Source organism: Pseudomonas sp. SWRI111, from assembly GCF_014268555.1.
GTDB classification, from domain to species: domain Bacteria; phylum Pseudomonadota; class Gammaproteobacteria; order Pseudomonadales; family Pseudomonadaceae; genus Aquipseudomonas; species Aquipseudomonas hamedanensis.
Map to the genome: position 1 here is coordinate 28,817 of NZ_JABWQQ010000013.1, position 19,904 is coordinate 48,720.

Genomic DNA, 19,904 nt, shown 5'->3' on the forward strand with positions numbered 1-19,904 from the left:
CTGCGTTCGCTGGCCAAACGCAACCCTGTGGGAGCGGGCTTGCTCGCGAAGGCGTCAGGTCAGCCACCTCACGGCTGAATGACCCACCGCCTTCGCGAGCAAGCCCGCTCCCACAGGAGTTTTGCAGTGTTATTGAATTATGTGTTCAGGGTTTTCAGATACGCCCGCCATCCCCCCAAATGGCTGATATCCACCGCACCCTCCAGTCCATACGGCTCACAGATAAACCCGCTCTCCCAGCGCCCGTCCGCCAGTTGCACCTTGCCCAACCCCAGCGGCGCTGGAATGCCGGTGAGGAACGAACCCAGTTCGCTGCTCGGCAATTCCCAGACCTCCACGGCAATCGCCACGCCGCTGTCCTTCACCCGCACCATGCCCGGCCGCAGCGGAGGGCCGCCAGCCAAGGCGTGCAGTCGATAGTCCGGCGAACTGAACGTGGTTTCCAGTAGTTTCCCGCCACGCTGGGTCAACTGCCAGTTCAAGGCCAGACCTTGCAAATGCGCGCCGCAGACCACGAGCCGCGCGCGGTCATTGCGCGCAGTATTCGCTGGAGTTGGCAGTGCGGTTTGCTGCTGGCGCTGCAACGCATCCGCCACGCTCAGCAAGTATTGATCGGTAAACACCCGACCAAACAACGTCACGCCCCACGGCAAACCGTTGCTCATGAATGCGGTCGGCACGGCAACGGCAGCGTAATCGAGCAGGTTCATGAAGTTGGTGTAGTAACCCATTTCGGAGTTGCGCAGCACCGGTTCGGCGACAAGCTCCGCCAGCGTCACCGGACGGCCGATGGTCGGCGTCAGCACACAGTCGAGATTTTCCAACGCCTCATCGCAAACAGCCTTCAAGGCCTGCAATCGATACTGCGCGCGGAAAGTCTGCACGCCGGTCACGGCCGGCGCCTTCGCCAGCACCGCCCGGATCACCGGCAGCACCGCTTCGGGATTTTGTTCCATCAGTTCACCGGCAACGCTGTAGCGCTCGGCAACCCACGGCCCGTCATAGAGCAAACGCGCCGCTTCGAGGAACGGCGACAGATCCAGCTCGACCGCTTCGCCACCGAGGGCCTTGAGCCGTTCGACTGCGGCTGCGAACAATTGCGGGCCTTCGCTGCAACCGAAAAACTGCAGATCCTGCGCCCGTGGCACGCCGAAGCGAAACGGCCGTGGCGCGCCGAACGCCGAGCCGTCATTCCATGCAGGATTGGGGCGACTGTATTCATCCCTCGGATCGGGTTTTGCCGCCAGCGCCAGCAACTGACTGGCCTCGCGGGCGGTGGCGGTGAACGTGGTCACGCAATCGAGCGTGCGACACGCGGGCAGCACACCAGCGGTGGAAATCAGCCCTTTGCTTGCCTTCAAACCGACCAGATTGTTCAGCGCCGCCGGCACCCGGCCCGAGCCGGCAGTGTCGGTGCCCAAGGCAAAACTTGCCACGCCCAGCGCCACCGCCAGGGACGACCCGGCGCTGGAACCGCCGGATGGATATTCCTTCAATGCGCTGTTGGGGCACGCACCATAAGGTGAGCGACTGCCATTGAGGCCCGTGGCGAATTGATCAAGATTGGTCTTGCCCAGCGGAATCGCGCCCAGCGCCAGCAGTTGCTCGACGATGGTCGCCGAACGCTGCGGCACATAAGCAAACGCCGGGCACGCGGCGGTGGTGGCAATGCCGGCCAGGTCAATATTGTCCTTGATCGCGAACGGCACGCCGTACAGCGGCAGGCTGTCGAGGTCGCGACCGTCGAGGGCGGCGAGGTAAGGCTCCAGTTCTTCAATGCTGAGCAGGTGAATGAACAGGTGGTAATCCGGGTTCAGCGCAGCGGCTTTCTCCCGCAGGGCCAACAGCAATTGGCGCGGTGTGGTCTGGCCATTGCGATAGGCCTGGCGCAGTGCATCGAGTTGCAGATTCATCAGTTGATCCTTATCCAAATGGCTTCAGTCGAGTTCCAGCACCACGACCCGTTGCCCGGCGCGCACTGCTGAACCGGGTTGCACGCGAATCTCGCGCACCACGCCGGCCAGCGGTGCGAGCAGGGGGATTTCCATCTTCATCGACTCGAGAATCACCAGCACATCGCCCGCCGCGACACGCTGACCGGCCTCGACCTGGACCTGCCAGAGATTGCCGGCGATGTGGCTGTCGACGCTGTGCTGATCGCTGGCCAGTGGCGCGTCTTCGTTTGCTTCCGGCACCGCTTCTTCGCTGTCGAAGTGCGCCTGGCCGCTGGCGATCCAGCGTTCGCGTTCGGCGTTGAAGGCACCCTGTTGCTGCGCGCGAAAGGCGCTGATGCCCTCGGCTTGCTGGCTTAGAAACGCCTGATAGTCGGCGAGGTTGAGCTGGCTGTGCTCGATGTTCAGGTCGAAGCGACCGAGCGGGAAGTCGCGGCGAATACGCAGCAGTTCTTCGGCGCTGACCGGGTAGAACCGAATCTGATCGAAGAAGCGCAGCAGCCATGGTTTGCCATCGAACGCGGCCACCTCGCGGTAGCGATTCCACATCTGCAATGTGCGCCCGACGAACTGATAACCGCCCGGACCTTCCATGCCGTACACGCACATATACGCACCGCCGATGCCCACCGAATTCTCGGCGGTCCAGGTCCGCGCCGGGTTGTATTTGGTGGTCACCAGACGATGGCGCGGATCCAGCGGTGTGGCCACCGGCGCGCCAAGGTAAACGTCGCCAAGGCCCATCACCAGATAGCTCGCATCGAACACCGTGCGCTGCACTTCGTCGAGATTCGGCAGGTCGTTGATGCGCCGGATGAACTCCAGATTGCTCGGGCACCATGGCGCGTCCTTGCGCACGGTGGTCATGTATTTTTCGATGGCCAATTGGCAGGCCGGGTCATCCCAGGACAGCGGCAAATGCACGATACGCGACGGCACTTGCAGGTCCTTGGCGGCGCACACCGCGTCCCATTCGCCGGCGATGATGCCAAGCAGATCGGTCAGCGGCAGTTGCTCGGGTTGGTAGTGCACTTGCAGCGAACGAATGCCCGGGGTGAGGTCGATCACACCGTGCAGGGTTTTGCTTTCCAGCGCTTGCATCAGCGCGTGGGCGCGGAAGCGCAGGACCAGATCGAGTTCGGGCGCGCCGATTTCCAGCAGCAGATGCGTGTCGCCAGAAACCCGCCCGACAAGCCGCCGATCCCCATGACCCAACTCAAGAACCACAGGCGACACGATCCCCTGTAGGAGTGAGCCTGCTCGCGATGAGGCCAGATCAGACACCGCGTGAACTTCATCGCGAGCAGGCTCACTCCTACATTGATCCCATTTCAGGGCGAGGTTGCGCGCGGTTTCGAGGTCGACGGGAAGGAACTGAATTTTATCGCCGGCCTTGAGCTGTCCCAACTGCCACAGATCGGCCTCAATCACCGTCACCGGGCAGACAAACCCGCCCAGACTCGGGCCATCCGGGCCAAGAATCACCGGCATGTCCCCGGTGAAATCCACCGCACCCATCGCATACGGATTGTCATGAATGTTCGACGGATGCAGCCCCGCTTCGCCACCGTCGGCTCGCACCCATTCCGGCTTCGGTCCGATCAGGCGCACGCCGGTGCGGCTGGAATTGAAGTGCACCTCCCATTGCGTGGCGAAAAACGTGTCGATGTAGTTTTCCGTGAAATATTCCGGCGCGCCGTGCGGACCGTAGATCACGCGGATCTGCCGCACGTCGGGCAACGCGGTGATGTGGTGTTCGGCGAGCGGTTGGCCGGCGCTGCGGTCGGTCAATGCCGGCACATGCAACACGTCGCCGGCGCGTAACGCCCGTCCGCCGTGACCGCCAAACTGGCCGAGGGTGAAGGTGCTTTTGCTGCCCAGATAATCCGGGACCTGCAAGCCGCCGCGCAGGCACAGATAACTGCGCGCCCCGGCACCGTCGAGGTTGCCCAAATGCAACGTCGCGCCTGCCGGGATCAGCAGCGCGGTGTTCATCGGTACGTTTTCACCCTCAAGCGCCAAGGCGATCGGCGCGCCGGTCACGGCGACCACGGCATCGCAATTGAAGCGCAGCAACGGCCCGTTCATGGTGATTTCCAGCGCGGCTGCGCCTTCTTCGTTGCCGAGCAGGCGGTTGCCCAGGCGCAGCGCACGACTGTCCATCGGACCCGAAGGTGGCACGCCAACGGCCCAGTAACCGAGGCGCCCGGGATAATCCTGCACCGTGGTCTGCGTGCCGGCACTGAGCACCTCGAAAGTGTTGGCGCGGTAGACAAGCTTTTCCAGGCAACGGGTCCACGGCTCACCACTGGCGAACGGAGCGTCGAGCAAAATCTGGCGTAGGTAATCGCGGTTGGTTTCCACGCCATACAGCAGAGTGCCGCCCAGCGCTTGATGCAGTTCGGCGCGCGCCTGTTCACGGCTCGGCGCCCAAGTGATGACCTTGGCAATCATCGGATCGAAATACGGCGGGATCTCGACGCCGGCCTCGACCCAGGTGTCGATGCGCAACTCAACACCGTTGGCCGGCGGGAATTGCACAGCGGTCAGCAGGCCCGGACTCGGCTGAAAATCGCGCCCCGGGTCTTCCGCGTACAGACGGGCCTGAATGGCATGACCCAGCGGATCCAGCCCTTGATACAGCTCGTGCAGGGGCGGCAGATCATCGGCGGCCAGTTCGATCATCCAGCGCACCAGATCCACGCCCCACACCTGTTCGGTGACGCCGTGCTCGACCTGCAATCGCGTGTTCACTTCAAGAAAATAGAAACGCTGCGCCTCGCTGTCGAAAACGAATTCGACGGTGCCGGCGCTGCGGTAACTGACGGCTTTGGCCAGTTTGATCGCCGCAGCGCACAGCTCATCGGCCATGCCTTCGGGCAGGTTCGGCGCCGGGGTTTCTTCGAGGACTTTCTGGTTGCGCCGCTGCACCGAGCAGTCGCGCACACCAAGGGCGATGACTTCACCGCGACCGTCGCCGAACACCTGTACTTCCAGATGTCGCGCGCGCTCGATGTATTTCTCGATGAACACACCGGCGTCGCTGAAGTTGTTCTGGCCGAGGCGTTTCACCGCGTCGAACGATTCGCTCAATTCGCTGGCGCTGCGGCACACACGCATGCCAATGCCACCGCCGCCAGCCGTGCTTTTCAGCATCACCGGGTAGCCGACGTGTTCGGCGGCGGTCAGTGCGGCGTCGAGGCTGTCGAGCAGGTCGCTGCCTTCGAGCATCGGTACGCCGTGCTGTTTGGCCAGCGCGCGGGCAGTGTGCTTGAGACCGAACACTCGCAGTTGCGCAGGCGTCGGGCCGATGAAGGCTATGCCCCGGGCTTCGCAGGCTTCGGCGAAGGCTGCGTTTTCCGACAAGAATCCGTAGCCAGGATGAATGGCCGTCGCGCCGCTTTGTTGGGCAATAGCGAGAATTTTGTCGACCGCCAGATAGGTCGTGGACGCCGCGCCTTCGCCGAGACTGTGCGCTTCAGCGGCTTGGGAGATGTGCAGGCTGGCAGCGTCGGCTTCGGCATACACGGCGACGCCTTTGGCTTTCAGCACGTCAATCGTGCGCAGGATGCGACAGGCAATCGCGCCACGGTTGGCGATGAGAATTTTTTCGAACATGGCATAACCCCTGAAGGGCAAGCGGGCCGTCCCGCTGTTTTTCGACAGACATCCGGGCCGTCCCGGATGGAAACACATTCTCCAGCTCACCTCAGGTCCCTTGTGGGAGCGAGCCTGCTCGCGAATGCATTGGGTCAGTCAATATTGATGTGTCTGACACACCGTATTCGCGAGCAGGCTCGCTCCCACAGGGTTTAGTGGTGTTTGTCGGATTTCAGGCACTGGCCGGAACGCGCCTGGCACAGGGCGAATAGCAACTGGCGCAGGCGTTTCAGTTTCAGTTCCATACCAGCAACTCCGCCGGTGTCGGGTTGTAGGCATTGCACGGATTGTTCAACTGCGGGCAGTTGGAAATCAGCACGATCACGTCCATCTCCGCGCGCAAATCGACGTACTTGCCCGGCGCCGAAATCCCGTCCTCGAAGGTCAGCCCGCCATCCGCCGTCACTGGCACGTTCATGAAGAAGTTGATGTTCGGCCCGATGTCGCTTTTGCCCAGGCGCCCGTCGTGGGCGCAGGCGCGCAGGTAGTTGTCGCGGCAGCTGTGCATGTAGCGTTTTTCCAGGGCGTAGCGCACGGTGTTGCTCTCCTGCGCGCAAGCTCCGCCGAGGGTGTCGTGGCGTCCGCAGGTGTCGGCGACGATGGTCAGCATCGGCCGGCCGAGGTTGGAATACAGCACGCTGCCGGTACTCAGGTAGACGCTGTTCTGCCGGCGCAAGGTGCGTTGCACGTCGTAGCGTTCCTTGGGATTGGCGAGGCTGTAGAACAAGGTGTCGACCGCTTGATTGCCCTCAAGGTCGAGGATGCGCAGGGTCTGGCCGGCCTTGACTTCCATCAGCCAGGGTTCGCCGGCAGGAATGGTCGCGCGGTAGATCGCGCTGTCGGCTTGCTTTTGCGAAGTGGCGATTGCGAGTGACATGGCAGCGATCCTCAGGCGAACAAACGGTCGGTGTTGATGAAGCCGCGCTCGTTTTCCGGGCGCGAGGTGCGGCAGTGTTCGGCGACGCTGGCGTCGGCGTTCATCCAGCTCAGCTTCAATGGTTTTGGTGCGTATTCGGGGGACGGATCCATCGGGTGTTGCAGGGCGGTGAGCACCACCAGCGTGTCCATTGGCGCGTACAACTCGATGTAATCGCCGGCCTTCGAATGGCCTTCGACGAAGTGGAAGCGCCCGGCCTCGTCGACGTTGACCCGGCTGAACAGATTGAGGGTCATCAGCAGGTCGGACAGGCCCAGGCCCCACTTGCCGAGTTCCACCAACAGGTTGTCGGTGCCGTTGCGGAAGAAACCGTTGCGCAGTTCCTGGTAACGGCCCTGACCGTACTTTTCGGCGACTTCCTCAGCGCAGAGCACGCCGCCGAGGCTGTCGCTCCAGCCGCAGGTGTCGGCAGTGATTGCGGCCAAGATGCGGCCCATGTCCGAGTACAGGCAATGGCCGGCGGTGAGTTTGGCGGTGTGTTGGCATTTGAGGCTGTCGGGCAGGTTCAGCCGCTCGGTTTTTTCATTGGCGTTGAGCAAAGTCAGGCTGACGTTGGCGCCGCCGCGCAGGTCGGTCAGGCGCAGCAATTGTCCGCGCTTCAAGACGAACGAGCGGTGCCCGCCACCGGGCAGCAGTTCTTCGGCGAAGGGCGGAAACAGTTGGGTTGAATCAGTCATCGGCTGGTTCATCTAAGCAGTCCTCTCAAGCAGTGCGAAGGGTGCCCGCCAGCGGCAGCGGCAGGGCCTCGACGGCGGCGCGCCGGGCGCGGCGGTCGCTGTTCAACGGGATGTCGTAGGTGATGCGTGCGCCATAGGCGCCGGGGGCGTGGGGGTCGAGGCGAACCTTGTCGAACACCAGCAGGCGTGTGCCGAGATTGAATCCCTCGGACAAGTCGTGAGTGACCATGAACACCGTCAGCCGGGTCTCGCGCCACAACTCCAGCAGCAGCGCATGCATGTCTTTGCGGATGCCCGGATCGAGTGCGCCAAACGGCTCGTCAAGCAGCAACACGCGCGGTTTCATGATCAGCGCCTGGGCAATCGCCAAGCGTTGCTGCATACCGCCGGACAGTTGCGCCGGGTATTTGTCCAGGGCGTGGCCGAGGCCGACTTTGTCCAGCAGCGCCGCTGCCTGCTCGCGGGCCTCGCGTTTGGCGCCACCGAACAGCCGACCCAGCAATGGCGCGCGCGGTAATTCGAGGCCAAGGGCAACGTTGTCGAGCACGCTCAAATGCGGGAACACCGAATAGCGCTGGAACACCACGCCGCGACTGGCATCGGGTTCGCTGGCCAAGGGTTGGCCGTCGAGCAGGATCTCGCCGCGACTGGCAGTTTCCTGGCCGAGCAGCAGGCGCAGGAAAGTCGATTTACCGCATCCGGACGCACCGACCAGAGTGCAGAACTCACCCTCGTTGACGCTCAGATTCAAGCCTTCGAGCACCACTTGATCGGCGTATTGCTGCCAAACGTTTTTCACCGTGATGAAGCTCATTTTGCCGCCCCCTCGTACCAAGGGAAGGCCCGGCGGGTCAGCTGTTTCAAGCCCCAGTCCATCAGCCAGGCGAGCAGGGTGATCCACACCACGTACGGCAAAATCACGTCCATCGCCAAGTAGCGGCGCACCAGAAAAATCCGGTAGCCGAGGCCATCGGTGGAGGCAATGGCTTCGGCGGCAATCAGGAACAGCCACGCCGAGCCGAGCATCAAGCGCAGCGAGATCAGCAAGCGCGGCAGCAACTGCGGCAGGACCACGCGCAGCATCAGCGTCCAGGTCGAGGCGCCGAGCGTCTGCGCCTTGATCAGCAGTTCGGCCGGGATGTCGCGGGCACGTTGTTCCAGATCGCGAGCCAGAGCGGGGGTAATGCCGATGACAATCAGCATGACTTTCGACAACTCGCCCAGCCCGAAGACGATGAACAGAATCGGCAGGATCGCCAGCGGCGGCACCATCGACAGCACCGTCAGCAGCGGCGACAACGGCGCGCCGAACAGCGGCAGAGTACCGGCGGCGATGCCCAGGCACAGCCCGGCCAGTGCGGCGATGCCGAGGCCGATGGCCAAGCGCCGCAGACTCGACGCGGTGTCTTGCCACAGCAGGTATTCACCGGTGCGGCTGTCGGCGTTGAAAGCCAGGCGTTTCACCGCGTCGCTCATCTGCACGGCGCTGGGCAGCAGTTTGTCGTTGGGGTTGTCTGCCAGGCGTTCGGCCGAGCCTGTGAAGTAGGCGAACAGCACAAGCGCGAACGGCAGGATCACCAGCAACAGGCGACTCGGGCGATCGGGGTGGCGATTGATCAGGCGCATGGCCAAATCCTCCGTGGCTTACAGCTTGGCGTCGGCGGCCATCTGCACGTAGGTCGGATCGAAACGCAGCTTGATGTTGGCGGTGTCGCCGCTGGTCACGCCGTTGGCGAAGCTCATGCCGACCGCGCTGGAATCTTTCGCGCCTTCGCCAAGCAAGCCGTGTTCGAAGGAGAACTCGGCGACCTTGCGCAGGGTGTCCGGCAGTTGCTTGCTGGTGGCGAAACTCAGCGCTTCGCTCGGTGTAGCGAACAACCTGGTAGTGTCCAGTTGCGCCTGGAATCCGGCCAGATCGGTGCCCGAGGCCTTGGCCATGTGTTCCAGCGCGGCTTTGCTCGCGGCGTTCTTCGCGTTCATCAGAGCGATCACTTCGAACCACGCACCGGTCAGGGCTTTGCCCAGTGCCGGGTTGTCTTTGAGGGTGGCGCTGTTGACCACCATCATGTCCATGATCTCGCCGGGGATCTGGCTGGAATTGAACACTTCGGTGACGCCGGGTTTGGCCTTGATATCCGAGAGCATCGGGTTCCAGGTGGTCACGGCGTTGACTTCGTCGGTGTTGAAAGCGGCGGCAATGTCGGCGTCGGAGGTGTTGACCACTTTCAGGTCTTTCTCGGTCAGGTCTACCGAATCCAGCGCACGGGCCAACAGATAATGCGAGACGGACAGCTCGACCAGATTGACGTCCATGCCCTTGAGATCGGCGACTTTCTTGCCTTCGCCCTTGATCACGATACCGTCGTTGCCGTTGGAGAAGTCGCTGACGATCAGCGCAGTGCTGTCGACGCCACCGGCCGCAGGAATGGTCAGCGCGTCCATGTTGGTCATGGTGCAGCCGTCGAACTGGCCAGCGGTGTACTGGTTGATCGATTCGACGTAATCGTTGATTTGCACGACGTCGATCTTGATCCCGTACTTCTTCGCCCATTTGTCGACAATGCCTTGGCTGCCGGCGTATTCCCACGGCATCCAACCGGCGTAGATGGTCCAGCAGACGCTGAAGTGGTCTTTCTGTGCGGCAAAAGACGGGGTGCTGATGAGCGCGGCGAAGGCGGCGGCGAGCAGGGCGGGCAAACGTAGTCGGGTCATGGCGGATTCTCCAGTTGATCGAGGGCGGACAGGAAGGCAACGCGGCACCGCGAACGGTGGCTTGTCTCCCGGGCTTTTGTCCCGCCGTGTAACCTCAACTGGAGGTCGCCAACTCTCGGACCAGCCACTCGCGATTGCGAGCCGGAACCCTAGTCAGCCATTGCAAATTGTGGTGCCGCGAACCTGTGATGACTCCTGCACGGGTTTGCTAAAGCGAGAGACGTGCCAAGTCCGGCAGAGGCCTCTGGGGCGGGGATTCGCTGGATTGCCGAGGTGGGCGGGGCGACAATGGCGCATCGTGGTGGTGCGCGATTGCACCGTCATGCAGCGTGTCCGCGGTTCAATTGATCGGCCATTTGGGGATTAACAAGATTTCATAATCACTTGTTTCAACTTGTTGCAGGAACGCACCAGATTCCGAAATCGCTGTCTGATTCTTCGACAGTCACCCAATTGATGATTGTCGCCTGCCAGCGTCGCTGGTGTGGCCAACCCGCGGTCCAGGAGGCCGCCATGTATCGCCGAATCCTACTGCTTGCCGTGATGCTTTTTTCCCTTGGCGGATGCGTCCCTTATTCCTATGGAGACAGCTATTACAGGTCAGAGGTCTACACATCACCCGCACCGGGGTACTACAGCGGTGGCGGCTCTTATTACCGCAGCGGCGGCACCTATTACACCCAGCCGCGCTACTACCAACCGGCGCCGCGGTATTACCAGCAACCGCGTTATTACCAGGCGCCACGTCACTATCAACCGGCCCCGCGTTATTACGAAAGTCGTCGCTGGCACGGCAATGATCGCGGGCGCTGGGAAGGCCACCGTCGCGGTGGCTGGGACAACGACCATCGGGGTCGCGGCAACTACGACCGCCACAGCAATCGTCGTGACCACAACGGCCGTGGCAACCGTTGGTAAACAACCGCAAATAAAAAAGCGGCGCATGAAGCGCCGCTTTTTTTTGCCCGGCGAAAAGTGGTTACGTTTGCCATCTCCTAAGACATTCCCGGAAGCGTCCTACAGTTTCATTTCGTGGCATTTGTTAGCGTTTGTCGATGCCGGACGAGGCGAGAAATCCTCAGCTCGATAGCGGCGATAAATGGACGTTAGCGCTATGAAGCTTCTGGTTATCCATCAAAATTTTCCGGGTCAGTTCCGTCATGTGGTGCTGGCAGCGATGGCCCGACGTGATGAGGTTGTGGCGATAGGCCGGGACACAGCGCCGGGCCTCGTCGGGGTGAAAACCCATCGATATCGAGCGACCAGCCGAGCGCCCGGCAATATTCACCCGTATCTGATCCGCTACGAACAAGCGGTGATTGACGGGCAGAAGGTCCTTGAAATTCTGAGCAGGCTGAAGCAGTCGGGTTATCAGCCCGACGTGATTCTTGCTCATCCCGGATGGGGCGAAACGTTGTTCGCCAAGGACGTCTACCCCGATACGCCGCTTGTTCACTATTGCGAGTATTACTATCGAGCGCAGGGCGCCGATTCCGGCTTTGATCCTGAATTTCCGCGCGCCACAAGAGAGTCGTCAAGGCTGCGAGTGCTCAATTCGCTGCATCTTTTGAATCTTGATCAATGTGATATCGCCATCGCGCCTACGCAATGGCAGCGCAGCCTTTTCCCGGCTGCTTACCGGTCGGCGATTCGGGTCATTCACGAAGGTGTCATTCAAAGTTCTGACCCGGCAGAAGTCGGGGCAGTCAGGTTGCCCAACGGAGTCGAACTGAGAGCCGGACAGCGGATCGTTACCTATGTCGCCAGAAACCTTGAGCCTTATCGCGGCTTTCACAGTTTCATGCGGGCGATCCCGCTTATTCAGGCCGAGTGCCCCGATGCGCAGATCATCGTGGTTGGCGGTGATGGCGTCAGTTATGGGGGGAGGCCTCTTGGATTTGCAAATTGGCGCAGCAGGATGGAGGCGGAGGTAAGTTTTGATCACGCCAGAGTGCATTTCACAGGGAAGCTTCCTTACCAGACTTACCGAGCGGTTCTGCAGTGTTCGAAAGTCCATGTTTATCTGACGTATCCGTTTGTTTTGTCGTGGTCGTTATTGGAGGCGATGGCGTCGGGTTGTGTGGTGGTAGCTTCGGATACGGCACCGGTAAAGGAAGTGATCGTTGATGGGGTTAATGGAGTGTTGGTGGATTTTTTTGAGCATCAAGGAATTGCCAATAATGTATGCAAGATTTTGCAGTCTTCTGGTAAGTACGATTTTCTTGCCCGCGCTGCGAAGTTGACGGCAAGTCGGTTTAGTGTGAAATCTGGCGTGAGCCAATATTTTGAGATTTTTGAAAGCGCGATGTCCAGGCATAGCGATAAACAAACCGTTCCCGAGTTTGCTAGGGAGGTTTGAAATGTCCAGGGCGTCGCGTAAGCAAGCGATCAAGTGGTTTAAAAGGTTGTTGAAGTATGGCCTGTTTGTGTATGCCTGTTATTGCGTTGCGGATTTTTATATTCGCAAAGAACAATCCGCCGAGTCGGCGGCTGTTCACCAGGCAGACGAGAAGGCCTGCCAGAACAAGCTGGCGAGCATGCAGCAGGTGCCGATACTAGGCGGCGCCTATGTGGATAAGATGCTGGTCCCCGAGTTTTACGTTGGCATGCCTGAATTGGTAAATAAAAAAGCATGCCTGGCAATTGCTCTCAAGGGGCTTTTCTGGTGGACCGGAACGGGGCTGCACCGGTACCAGGATCAGCGCCTGGAGTCGATACCCGAAAGTTGGCGGCTTTATAAATTGAATGCCGGGCTTTTCACCAAAAAGGACACCGCTGAACCCCATGAGCGGGGTTATCGACACGTCAACTGGCCGGATGAGTTGATTGTGAAGCTAAAGAATTACCCGGGACTGGAACTTTGGCTTAATGCACCTCCGCCGCATTTCAAGAATCTGTCATCCGTACGAAAGTTTGTCATTACTGGTTGGCCGCGGCGAGACGGAACCCCTCGTTTGATCAAGTGTGATGGCTTGATTCGCCCGGCTTCCGAGGAACAACTGACTGACGAAAAACTGGCAAAGCTCAGCAGGATCGAATTGGAAAATCTGGATTTCGGCAAATTGAATTTTTTTTGCACTGTGAATCTGGATAACTTCGACTTCGCTGGGGGGCACGGTAGCGTAGGTCTCGGTACATCGTCATTACGCGAAGCACCTGAGATGCTCAAGTATCTCAGTAATTATCTTTCACGCTCTGTTATTACAAGGAAGTAACGATGAGTTATGTTTTTAGCGATGTGGAAAAATCGGAAATTTTTAATGCGGCAAATAGTTGCAAAGGCATGACGTTAGATTCTGAGGATGTCGAGTACATTGCACTGAAATCAGCAGGGGCGAGCTGCGCTCCCTTATATCAAAAACTATTCGATATTATTGGCGGAAAAGTTTCTGAGGTTTTCGCTGCCGATAAAGAGGCTGGAAAAGTTCTGAAAAACGCCAGGCTCTGGCTCGCCGTGGCCATCGATGCCAACGGTGGAAGCGGTGCCTACTCCGCCCTGATTCGCGGCTACACCTCGCGCCAAGGCGAACTGAGACTGAATAAAAGTTTCAGTGAAGATCTGATGCAGCTTTCATCCAACCAGGTCGCCGTTAATTTCATCAATACCCTGATCAACGGATCCCTTGCCGGTCAACTGGCACCCTGGACCGTTCCGTCAATCAGCCAGATCGCAGAAATCGACGCCAGCGCGATTGGTGAAGCACTGTTCAGGGAGGCTTGCGGGGTGGACGATACGGCCGTGAAACGAAACGCCGGCTGGTCCGGGACCGTCGGTTTCAGCCTGTTGGGCGGAACGCCACCCTATGAAACCTGGAGACTGGTCTCTGCTGGTGAACCGGAGGTGAACGATGACGGCCCGCCGATTTACGCAAAAGCCAACAGGCTCGACGACTATAAAAACGTTCTCTTCGCGATCGATTCCTATAGCGTCGGCCTGCGAGCGGCGATCAGCAATTTCGGCGTCAATCCATTGCAAAGTCTGCTTTCAGTGGTGCCGGAGCAAATCAATATCGCGCTCGCCAGTGGCAGTGTTAATCCGCTGATTCAGTATGTAGTGAAAGGCACGTCCGTTGCCGCCGTGGTCGAGCTGATCTTGCGTTACGGCCAGAACGCATTTCTCGACATGTTCAAGCGTACCTACGACGGCGATTCTGCTGCCACACCCACCACCGACGAAACCTTCGCCAGCAATGCTCACGCCTTCTTCTCGGCGTTTTCCCCGGAGCAGTCGCAAAGCATCGTCACCCGGACAATAGGCGAATTCGGCAATGCCAATGCATGGGCAAAACTGGCAGGCGAGGCGACGCCGCTCGGTCTGGCGTTGCGCAACTCCCTGCAGCAACTCAGCGAAGTCGTCATAGAGCGAACCGACGGTTATCCCGGCCGCAACCTCGAGCTTTACGATTCGCACACTGGCGAAGGTTTTATCACCGCGCAGTGGCTGGCGGATCGTGCGCAGATGCTGGCCCGTTTGATTGCCCGAACCCGCGGCTCGTTCGCAGAGCACTCGCTGCAGAAGTTTTCCTACTCCGATCTCGCCTCTGGTCAACAGGCGCTGATGACCACCGGTGTGTTGAACCCGCTGGCCATGTTCAGTGACGACGGCGGACGATCTTTCGCCGGTGGCGCAAATGGCGATCATCTGTATGGCGGCGAGGGCAATGACTCGATCAATGGCATGGCCGGTAACGATGTCATTGAAGGCGGCCGCGGCAATGACTCGCTAGCCGGAGGCGACGGCAATGATGCGCTGTACGGAATGGCCGGTGATGATGTTCTGCTCGGAGGGAAAGGTAACGATTCTCTGATCGGTGGCGAAGGCAGCGATCGCTACGAGTTCGCCAGTGGCGATGGCATCGACGAGATTTTTGAGGCCAATGCGAATGGGCAGCTGTGGATCAACGGCGCGCCGATTCCTTCACTCAAGCGCCGGGCGCCTTTGAGCAATATCTGGTCTACCGAGGATCAGGCCATCACCCTGACGCTTATTGAAGACACGCTCAACATCAAATACGGCCAGAGCGATCTGGTAGTCATCAAGAACTTCCAGCCCGGGATGCTTGGCATTCACCTGTCTGAGTACCAGGGGCAGCCGGTCACCGTTGCGGATCTGACGCTCCAGGGCGACTGGAAAGCCAAAGATACCGAACTCGATGTCCCCGGCGATCAACTTGCCTTTGATGGGTTGGGCAATGTCGTGCCGCTCGCCGACGTGAAACACAGAAACAAGGCAGACGTACTTTACGGTTCCGCGAAAGACGACGTCATTCTCGGCATGGGCGGTTCTGATCGATTGTTCGGCAGGGCTGGAGACGATCGGTTATTTGGCGACAAGCAGACCACGCTCGAAAAAGCCCTGGCCGCTGGCGATTCAAAAGGCAAGGCGGGCCGAGGTGATTGGCTTGATGGAGGGGCCGGTGATGACCTGTTGATCGGTAGTGCCACCCGGGACGTATTGCTGGGGGGAAGCAATCGAGACACGCTGGTTGGGGGAGCAGGTGACGATGTTTTATCCGGAGACGATACGACTGGATCTGTCAACGAGGGATGGGGTTTCAAGCAAATCAAGAATCTCGTGGGCGATGTTTCCAGACACCGCACGGTGTTTTCCAAGGCCTCATTGGTTAGCCCATCGCAAGGCGACAGTGACGTTCTTTACGGTCAGGGTGGTCGGGACGTCCTCCATGGCGGTTGGGGCGCAGATCTGCTCGATGGCGGAACGGAAGATGATTTGCTTGCCGGGGATGGGGGGGATGACACGCTTGTCGGAGGAAGTGGTGACGACACACTGATGGGCGACAACCTCGCCTTGTTCGACGGACTTCCAAGCGAACACCATGGCCACGATGTGCTGGAAGGGGGCACTGGCGACGATCAACTTGCCGGTAATGGTGGAAGCGATGCGTTGTATGGCGGGCCGGGAAATGACGACCTGAAAGGGGATGACTGGATTCTGTCCGGCAGCGCCGGTGACGCGGCCCATGTCTATGGGCGCGATCTACTGGACGGTGGTGCGGGAAACGACACGCTCTGGGGCGGCGGCGCCGATGACCGGTTATTGGGCGGCCCAGGTGACGACGACCTGACCGCGGATTACCTCACTGACGCAATTGAACATCACGGGGATGATTTCCTTGATGGTGGCGAGGGGGACGACACCCTGCGAGGCATGGGTGGCTCCGATACATTGATCGGTGGCGCAGGGGCCGATGCGTTGGATGGCGATGCCGCGAACTTGCAACCGGGTGGAACCCATAATGACTACCTGCAGGGCGATGAGGGAAACGATACGTTACTCGGTGGTTTCGGTGCCGACACGCTGTATGGCGGCGCGGACGATGACCTTCTAGTCGGCGACTACGGCCAAACAGATGAAACCAGTCACGGCGCCGATTATCTGGACGGCGGTTCAGGCAATGACACTTTGCTGGGTGGCGGTGGCAACGACACGTTATTGGGTGCTGAAGGGACGGATCAGCTTCGCGGCGACTCCGGTGATAACGTTTTTGATGGCGGTGCGGGCGATGACCTGTTGGAAGGGCTGGATGGCGCAGATATCTACTATTTCGGCGCAGGCGATGGCCTGGATGTTGTTACCGATTCCGGTGGCAGCAACGTTGTAAGATTCGGCGCCGGCTTCTACGCGCAAAGCCTGAAAGCCGACATCATTGAAGGCTCCACAGGCAAGATGCTGCGGCTGAGCAACGGCGCGGGCGACGCAATGCTCATCAAGCATCACGAGCAGTGGAAGGATTCCACTTTCAGCTTCCGCGACGGCGTTGTACTTGGCTATGAAGACGTCTTGCGCAAAACACTGCCACCGATAGAGGGGCCCGAGTTACCCGTATCGGAAGTTGTCACCGCGATGGGAACCACCGATTTTATCAATGCCTCTGAAGTTGCGGATCCGATTCAGCCAGACGATATAACCACAGCGGTGCAACGCCCGGTGGCATCTGATCAGCCCACTGACTGGGCAGACAGATTCCTCGCGCAAATCAAGTCAAGACGCTCCGCCAGCAGACATGCAACAGGCTTTACCCTGAACGATCAAGGCGTCTGGGTACGTAGCCATGTCTTCACCAGCGACACCGGTTACACCACTCACACCGACTTGCTAAGTAACAGCGTCGAAACGGCGGCACTGGCTGCAACGCCGCCATGGATGGGCGCTAGTGTCGGGCAAGCCGTGTTCAGTGAAAGACAGGCAAGCTCAACAACTCGGGTCGAACATAAAGATGTAAGAACCGAGGGCGCAACGCCATCTTCAAGCAAAGAGCCTCGCTATTATGAATCCGGTTCTGCCAGTGGTTTTGTGTTCACAACCGGCGAAGTGGTCGTAGAGGACTGGAACGACGCAGGCGGTATCAAAGGTTGGTACATCTATCCGGCCGGAAGCTTCGGTTCGGGCGAAACAGTGCGCAAGGAATTGCGCCTGCATGTCGAAAATACGACGATCAAAAACAAAATCGTCCACGGCGACGATGTCGGTGGACGAGTCAATGTCGAAGTTGAAAATGTTTTCCACGGCGGTGCGGGAGACGACCTGATCGTCGCTTACGCAGGCTCCCCACTTGATTACGGTGCTCCCGGTGACAGAACACCGGGCGCGTTTTTATCCGCTGGGGCAGGTGACGATACGTTGCTGGGTTCCAAGGGCACCGACTATCTGATCAGCGGGGCAGGAGATGATTGGCTTTACGGCGAAGACGGCGCCGACACTTACATAGTGCAAGCGCATGCCGGAGCAACGACCACGATTGCGGATGTGCTGAACCCTGTGTTCCTTCGGCCAGAAGTGGGGGTGGCGGACTGGAGGGACGAATTCGGGTTGGTCGATCAGGATACGGTCGTTCTCCCAGCACAAGCAAAGCGCGATGCGCTGCAGTTTAGCTGGGGTGCTGCGTTAATCGAAACGACCAACATTGAGCTGGCGCCCAGTCCAACGCGCGGTGCTTATCGCCATCCACCTCGGGCGAAAATGCTCTACTCGACGCTCGATATCAAATGGGGCGGGACACAAAAAGTCCGCATTGTCTTGCCCAGCGCCGGCGATCTGGAGGGCGCCGGTATCGAACTCATAAAATTCGCCGATGGGTCGAGCGTCAGTTTGAAGCAGCTCCTGACATCGAGTCAGTTGGGCCCCGCACCTGACACTTCTCATAGTGGCGTAGTCGTTAACAATTCTTCGCGCCACACATCCATACGAGATGGCCGAGCTCTCCCGTTAGTTGGCGGTCGTGGCAATGACACGATAAGCGGGGCAGGAGAAATCCGCGGCATGCAAGGTGATGACTTGCTCACGGGTGGCCCCGGTGATGACCTGCTGTCAGGTGGGGCGGGCAATGACACGCTGTCCGGCGGCGCTGGTAATGATATTTACCAATACGATGGCTTGGGCAGAGACGTGATCATCAACAATGGGGGCGGACGGGATGGAATCGATTTTTCCGAGCGCAGGCTGACTATCGACAACCTGAAGTTTCACCGTGAGCGTGATGATCTAGTGATCGTGGTGGATTACGGTATGGCTCCCAAGATTCGGGTTGCCAGTCATTTTTCCGGAGAAAAAAGTGCCATCGGGTTCATAAGAGTTAGCGACGGAACGACGATTCAAGACTACACCGCAACGCAAATAGCTGAACGTCTGCATCCTCTTCCGCCATTAGGGGATGACGAGGACATTCTGATAAAGGGCGACGATGACGCACAGCGGGCGATGACGCAAATCATCCAGTTTTACCAACTGAATGTCTGAGTCGCAGGGCGCCCGATTGAGCCAGCCCGCGATTGAAAGCCAGTCGCCATCGCGGGCAATGGGTCAATTTCAATACTGGGTCAAATCCGCCAGCGGATGCCGCCCCTCCCAGACCTTGTGAAAATGCGCCTCGACCACCGCCTCCGGCACGTTATTGATATCCGGCCAATGCCAGTGCGGTTTCTGGTCCTTGTCGATCAAGCGGGCGCGCACGCCTTCGCTGAATTCCGGGTGACGGCAGCAATTGAGGCTCAGGGTGTATTCCATCTGAAACACTTCAGCCAGCGACATGTGCCGCGCGCGGCTGATCTGTTCCCAGACCAGATGCGCGGTCAGCGGCGAGCCCTCGGTCATGGTCTTCGCCGCGCGGGCGATCAGCGGATCGTTGCTGTCGCGGTGCAGACTGATGGCTTTCCACGCACAGGCTACATCGCTGACGTCGAGCAGTTCGTCGATCTGCTGACGGCGCGGCAGCCACTGCGCTTCGGGCATTTGCTCAACTGCTTCCTGCTGCAGAGCCTTGAGCAGGCTGTTGAGCTGCATGGCGGTCTGTTCCTGCCAATTGAGTTGCAGCAGGCCTTCGATCAGTTGCGGTTGTTGCTCGTCGAGCAGGAAACGGTCGGCCAGATCCAGGTCCAGCGCGTCTCGGCCATTGATGTGCGCGCCGGTCAGACCGAGAAACAGGCCAAGCTTGCCCGGCAGCCGGGCGAGAAACCAACTGGCGCCGACATCCGGGTACAGGCCAATGCTGATTTCCGGCATCGCCAGACGACTGCTCGGTGTGACGATCCGTGTGCTCGCGCCTTGCAGCAAACCCATGCCGCCGCCCAGTACATAGCCGTGACCCCAGCAGATCAGCGGTTTTGGATAGGTGTGCAGGCTGTAATCCAGGCGATATTCGGCGCTGAAAAACTGCGCAGCCAGCGGCGGCACTTCACCGGGGTGCGCACGGCAGGCTTCAACCAGGCTACGCACTTCGCCACCGGCACAGAATGCCTTGGCGCCGTTGCCGCGCAGTAGTACGCAGACGATTTGCGGGTCGTTGGCCCAGGCGTGCAGCCTGTCGCTCAAGGCGTTGATCATCGGCAATGACAGCGCATTCAGCGACTTTTCAGCATCGAGGGTGGCGATGCCGAGGCGGGCGCCATCGGTGCCGGTGAGTTCTTCGAAGTGCAGATTCATCGTGACCTCGCTCGGAAATTTGAACG

At 59.6% G+C, this 19,904-nt stretch carries 12 protein-coding genes and 1 riboswitch; of the genes, 4 read left to right on the forward strand and 8 right to left on the reverse strand.

Translation table 11 applies throughout. The features are described from left to right. Positions 1–137 precede the first annotated feature (137 nt). The 7 genes from atzF to HU755_RS16185 form a co-directional block, all read right to left on the reverse strand. Entirely contained in the window at positions 138–1,913 is a 1,776-nt protein-coding gene (gene atzF, locus HU755_RS16155; protein ID WP_186634406.1) for an allophanate hydrolase, read from the reverse strand. Between the two features lie 24 nt (positions 1,914–1,937). Beyond that, positions 1,938–5,570: an urea carboxylase gene (uca, locus tag HU755_RS16160; protein ID WP_186634409.1), complete on the reverse strand. Its 3,633-nt coding sequence runs from the start codon at positions 5,568–5,570 to the stop codon at positions 1,938–1,940. Between the two features lie 277 nt (positions 5,571–5,847). After that, positions 5,848–6,489, reverse strand: a complete 642-nt coding sequence (locus HU755_RS16165; RefSeq protein WP_186634412.1) for an urea amidolyase associated protein UAAP2 — start codon at positions 6,487–6,489, stop codon at positions 5,848–5,850. Between the two features lie 11 nt (positions 6,490–6,500). Then, entirely contained in the window at positions 6,501–7,226 is a 726-nt protein-coding gene (locus HU755_RS16170) for an urea amidolyase associated protein UAAP1 (RefSeq protein WP_186634415.1), read from the reverse strand. A gap of 25 nt (positions 7,227–7,251) precedes the next feature. Continuing rightward, a complete protein-coding gene (locus HU755_RS16175; protein ID WP_186634419.1) occupies positions 7,252–8,040 on the reverse strand; it encodes an ABC transporter ATP-binding protein in 789 nt (262 codons plus the stop codon). Beyond that, positions 8,037–8,852, reverse strand: a complete 816-nt coding sequence (locus tag HU755_RS16180) for an ABC transporter permease (protein ID WP_186548921.1) — start codon at positions 8,850–8,852, stop codon at positions 8,037–8,039. Before HU755_RS16180 ends, HU755_RS16175 begins: the two co-directional genes overlap by 4 nt. An 18-nt stretch (positions 8,853–8,870) precedes the next feature. Continuing rightward, positions 8,871–9,938 (reverse strand): putative urea ABC transporter substrate-binding protein, encoded by a 1,068-nt coding sequence (locus tag HU755_RS16185; protein ID WP_186634421.1) that lies wholly within the window; start codon positions 9,936–9,938, stop codon positions 8,871–8,873. A gap of 63 nt (positions 9,939–10,001) precedes the next feature. Further along, positions 10,002–10,102, reverse strand: a riboswitch (guanidine-I (ykkC/yxkD leader). Between the two features lie 349 nt (positions 10,103–10,451). Between HU755_RS16185 and HU755_RS16190 the strand changes: the two genes are divergently transcribed. From HU755_RS16190 to HU755_RS16205, 4 genes are all read left to right on the forward strand, one after another. Next, the gene (locus HU755_RS16190) at positions 10,452–10,856 is read left to right on the forward strand and encodes a hypothetical protein (RefSeq protein ID WP_186548917.1); all 405 of its coding nucleotides are present in this window, start codon (positions 10,452–10,454) and stop codon (positions 10,854–10,856) included. A 196-nt stretch (positions 10,857–11,052) separates the two neighbouring features. Next, positions 11,053–12,297, forward strand: coding sequence for a glycosyltransferase family 4 protein (locus tag HU755_RS16195; RefSeq protein ID WP_186634423.1), 1,245 nt, complete (start codon positions 11,053–11,055; stop codon positions 12,295–12,297). Position 12,298: 1 nt separating this feature from the next. Continuing rightward, complete coding sequence (locus HU755_RS16200; RefSeq protein WP_186634426.1) at positions 12,299–13,153, forward strand: hypothetical protein; 855 nt, start codon at positions 12,299–12,301, stop codon at positions 13,151–13,153. 2 nt (positions 13,154–13,155) lie between these two features. Further along, positions 13,156–18,696, forward strand: coding sequence for a calcium-binding protein (locus HU755_RS16205; RefSeq protein WP_186634429.1), 5,541 nt, complete (start codon positions 13,156–13,158; stop codon positions 18,694–18,696). A 69-nt stretch (positions 18,697–18,765) separates the two neighbouring features. On the opposite strand, the gene HU755_RS16210 is transcribed toward HU755_RS16205, so the two are convergent. Continuing rightward, positions 18,766–19,878, reverse strand: coding sequence for an enoyl-CoA hydratase/isomerase family protein (locus HU755_RS16210; RefSeq protein ID WP_186634432.1), 1,113 nt, complete (start codon positions 19,876–19,878; stop codon positions 18,766–18,768). Between the last annotated feature and the right edge of the window lie 26 nt (positions 19,879–19,904).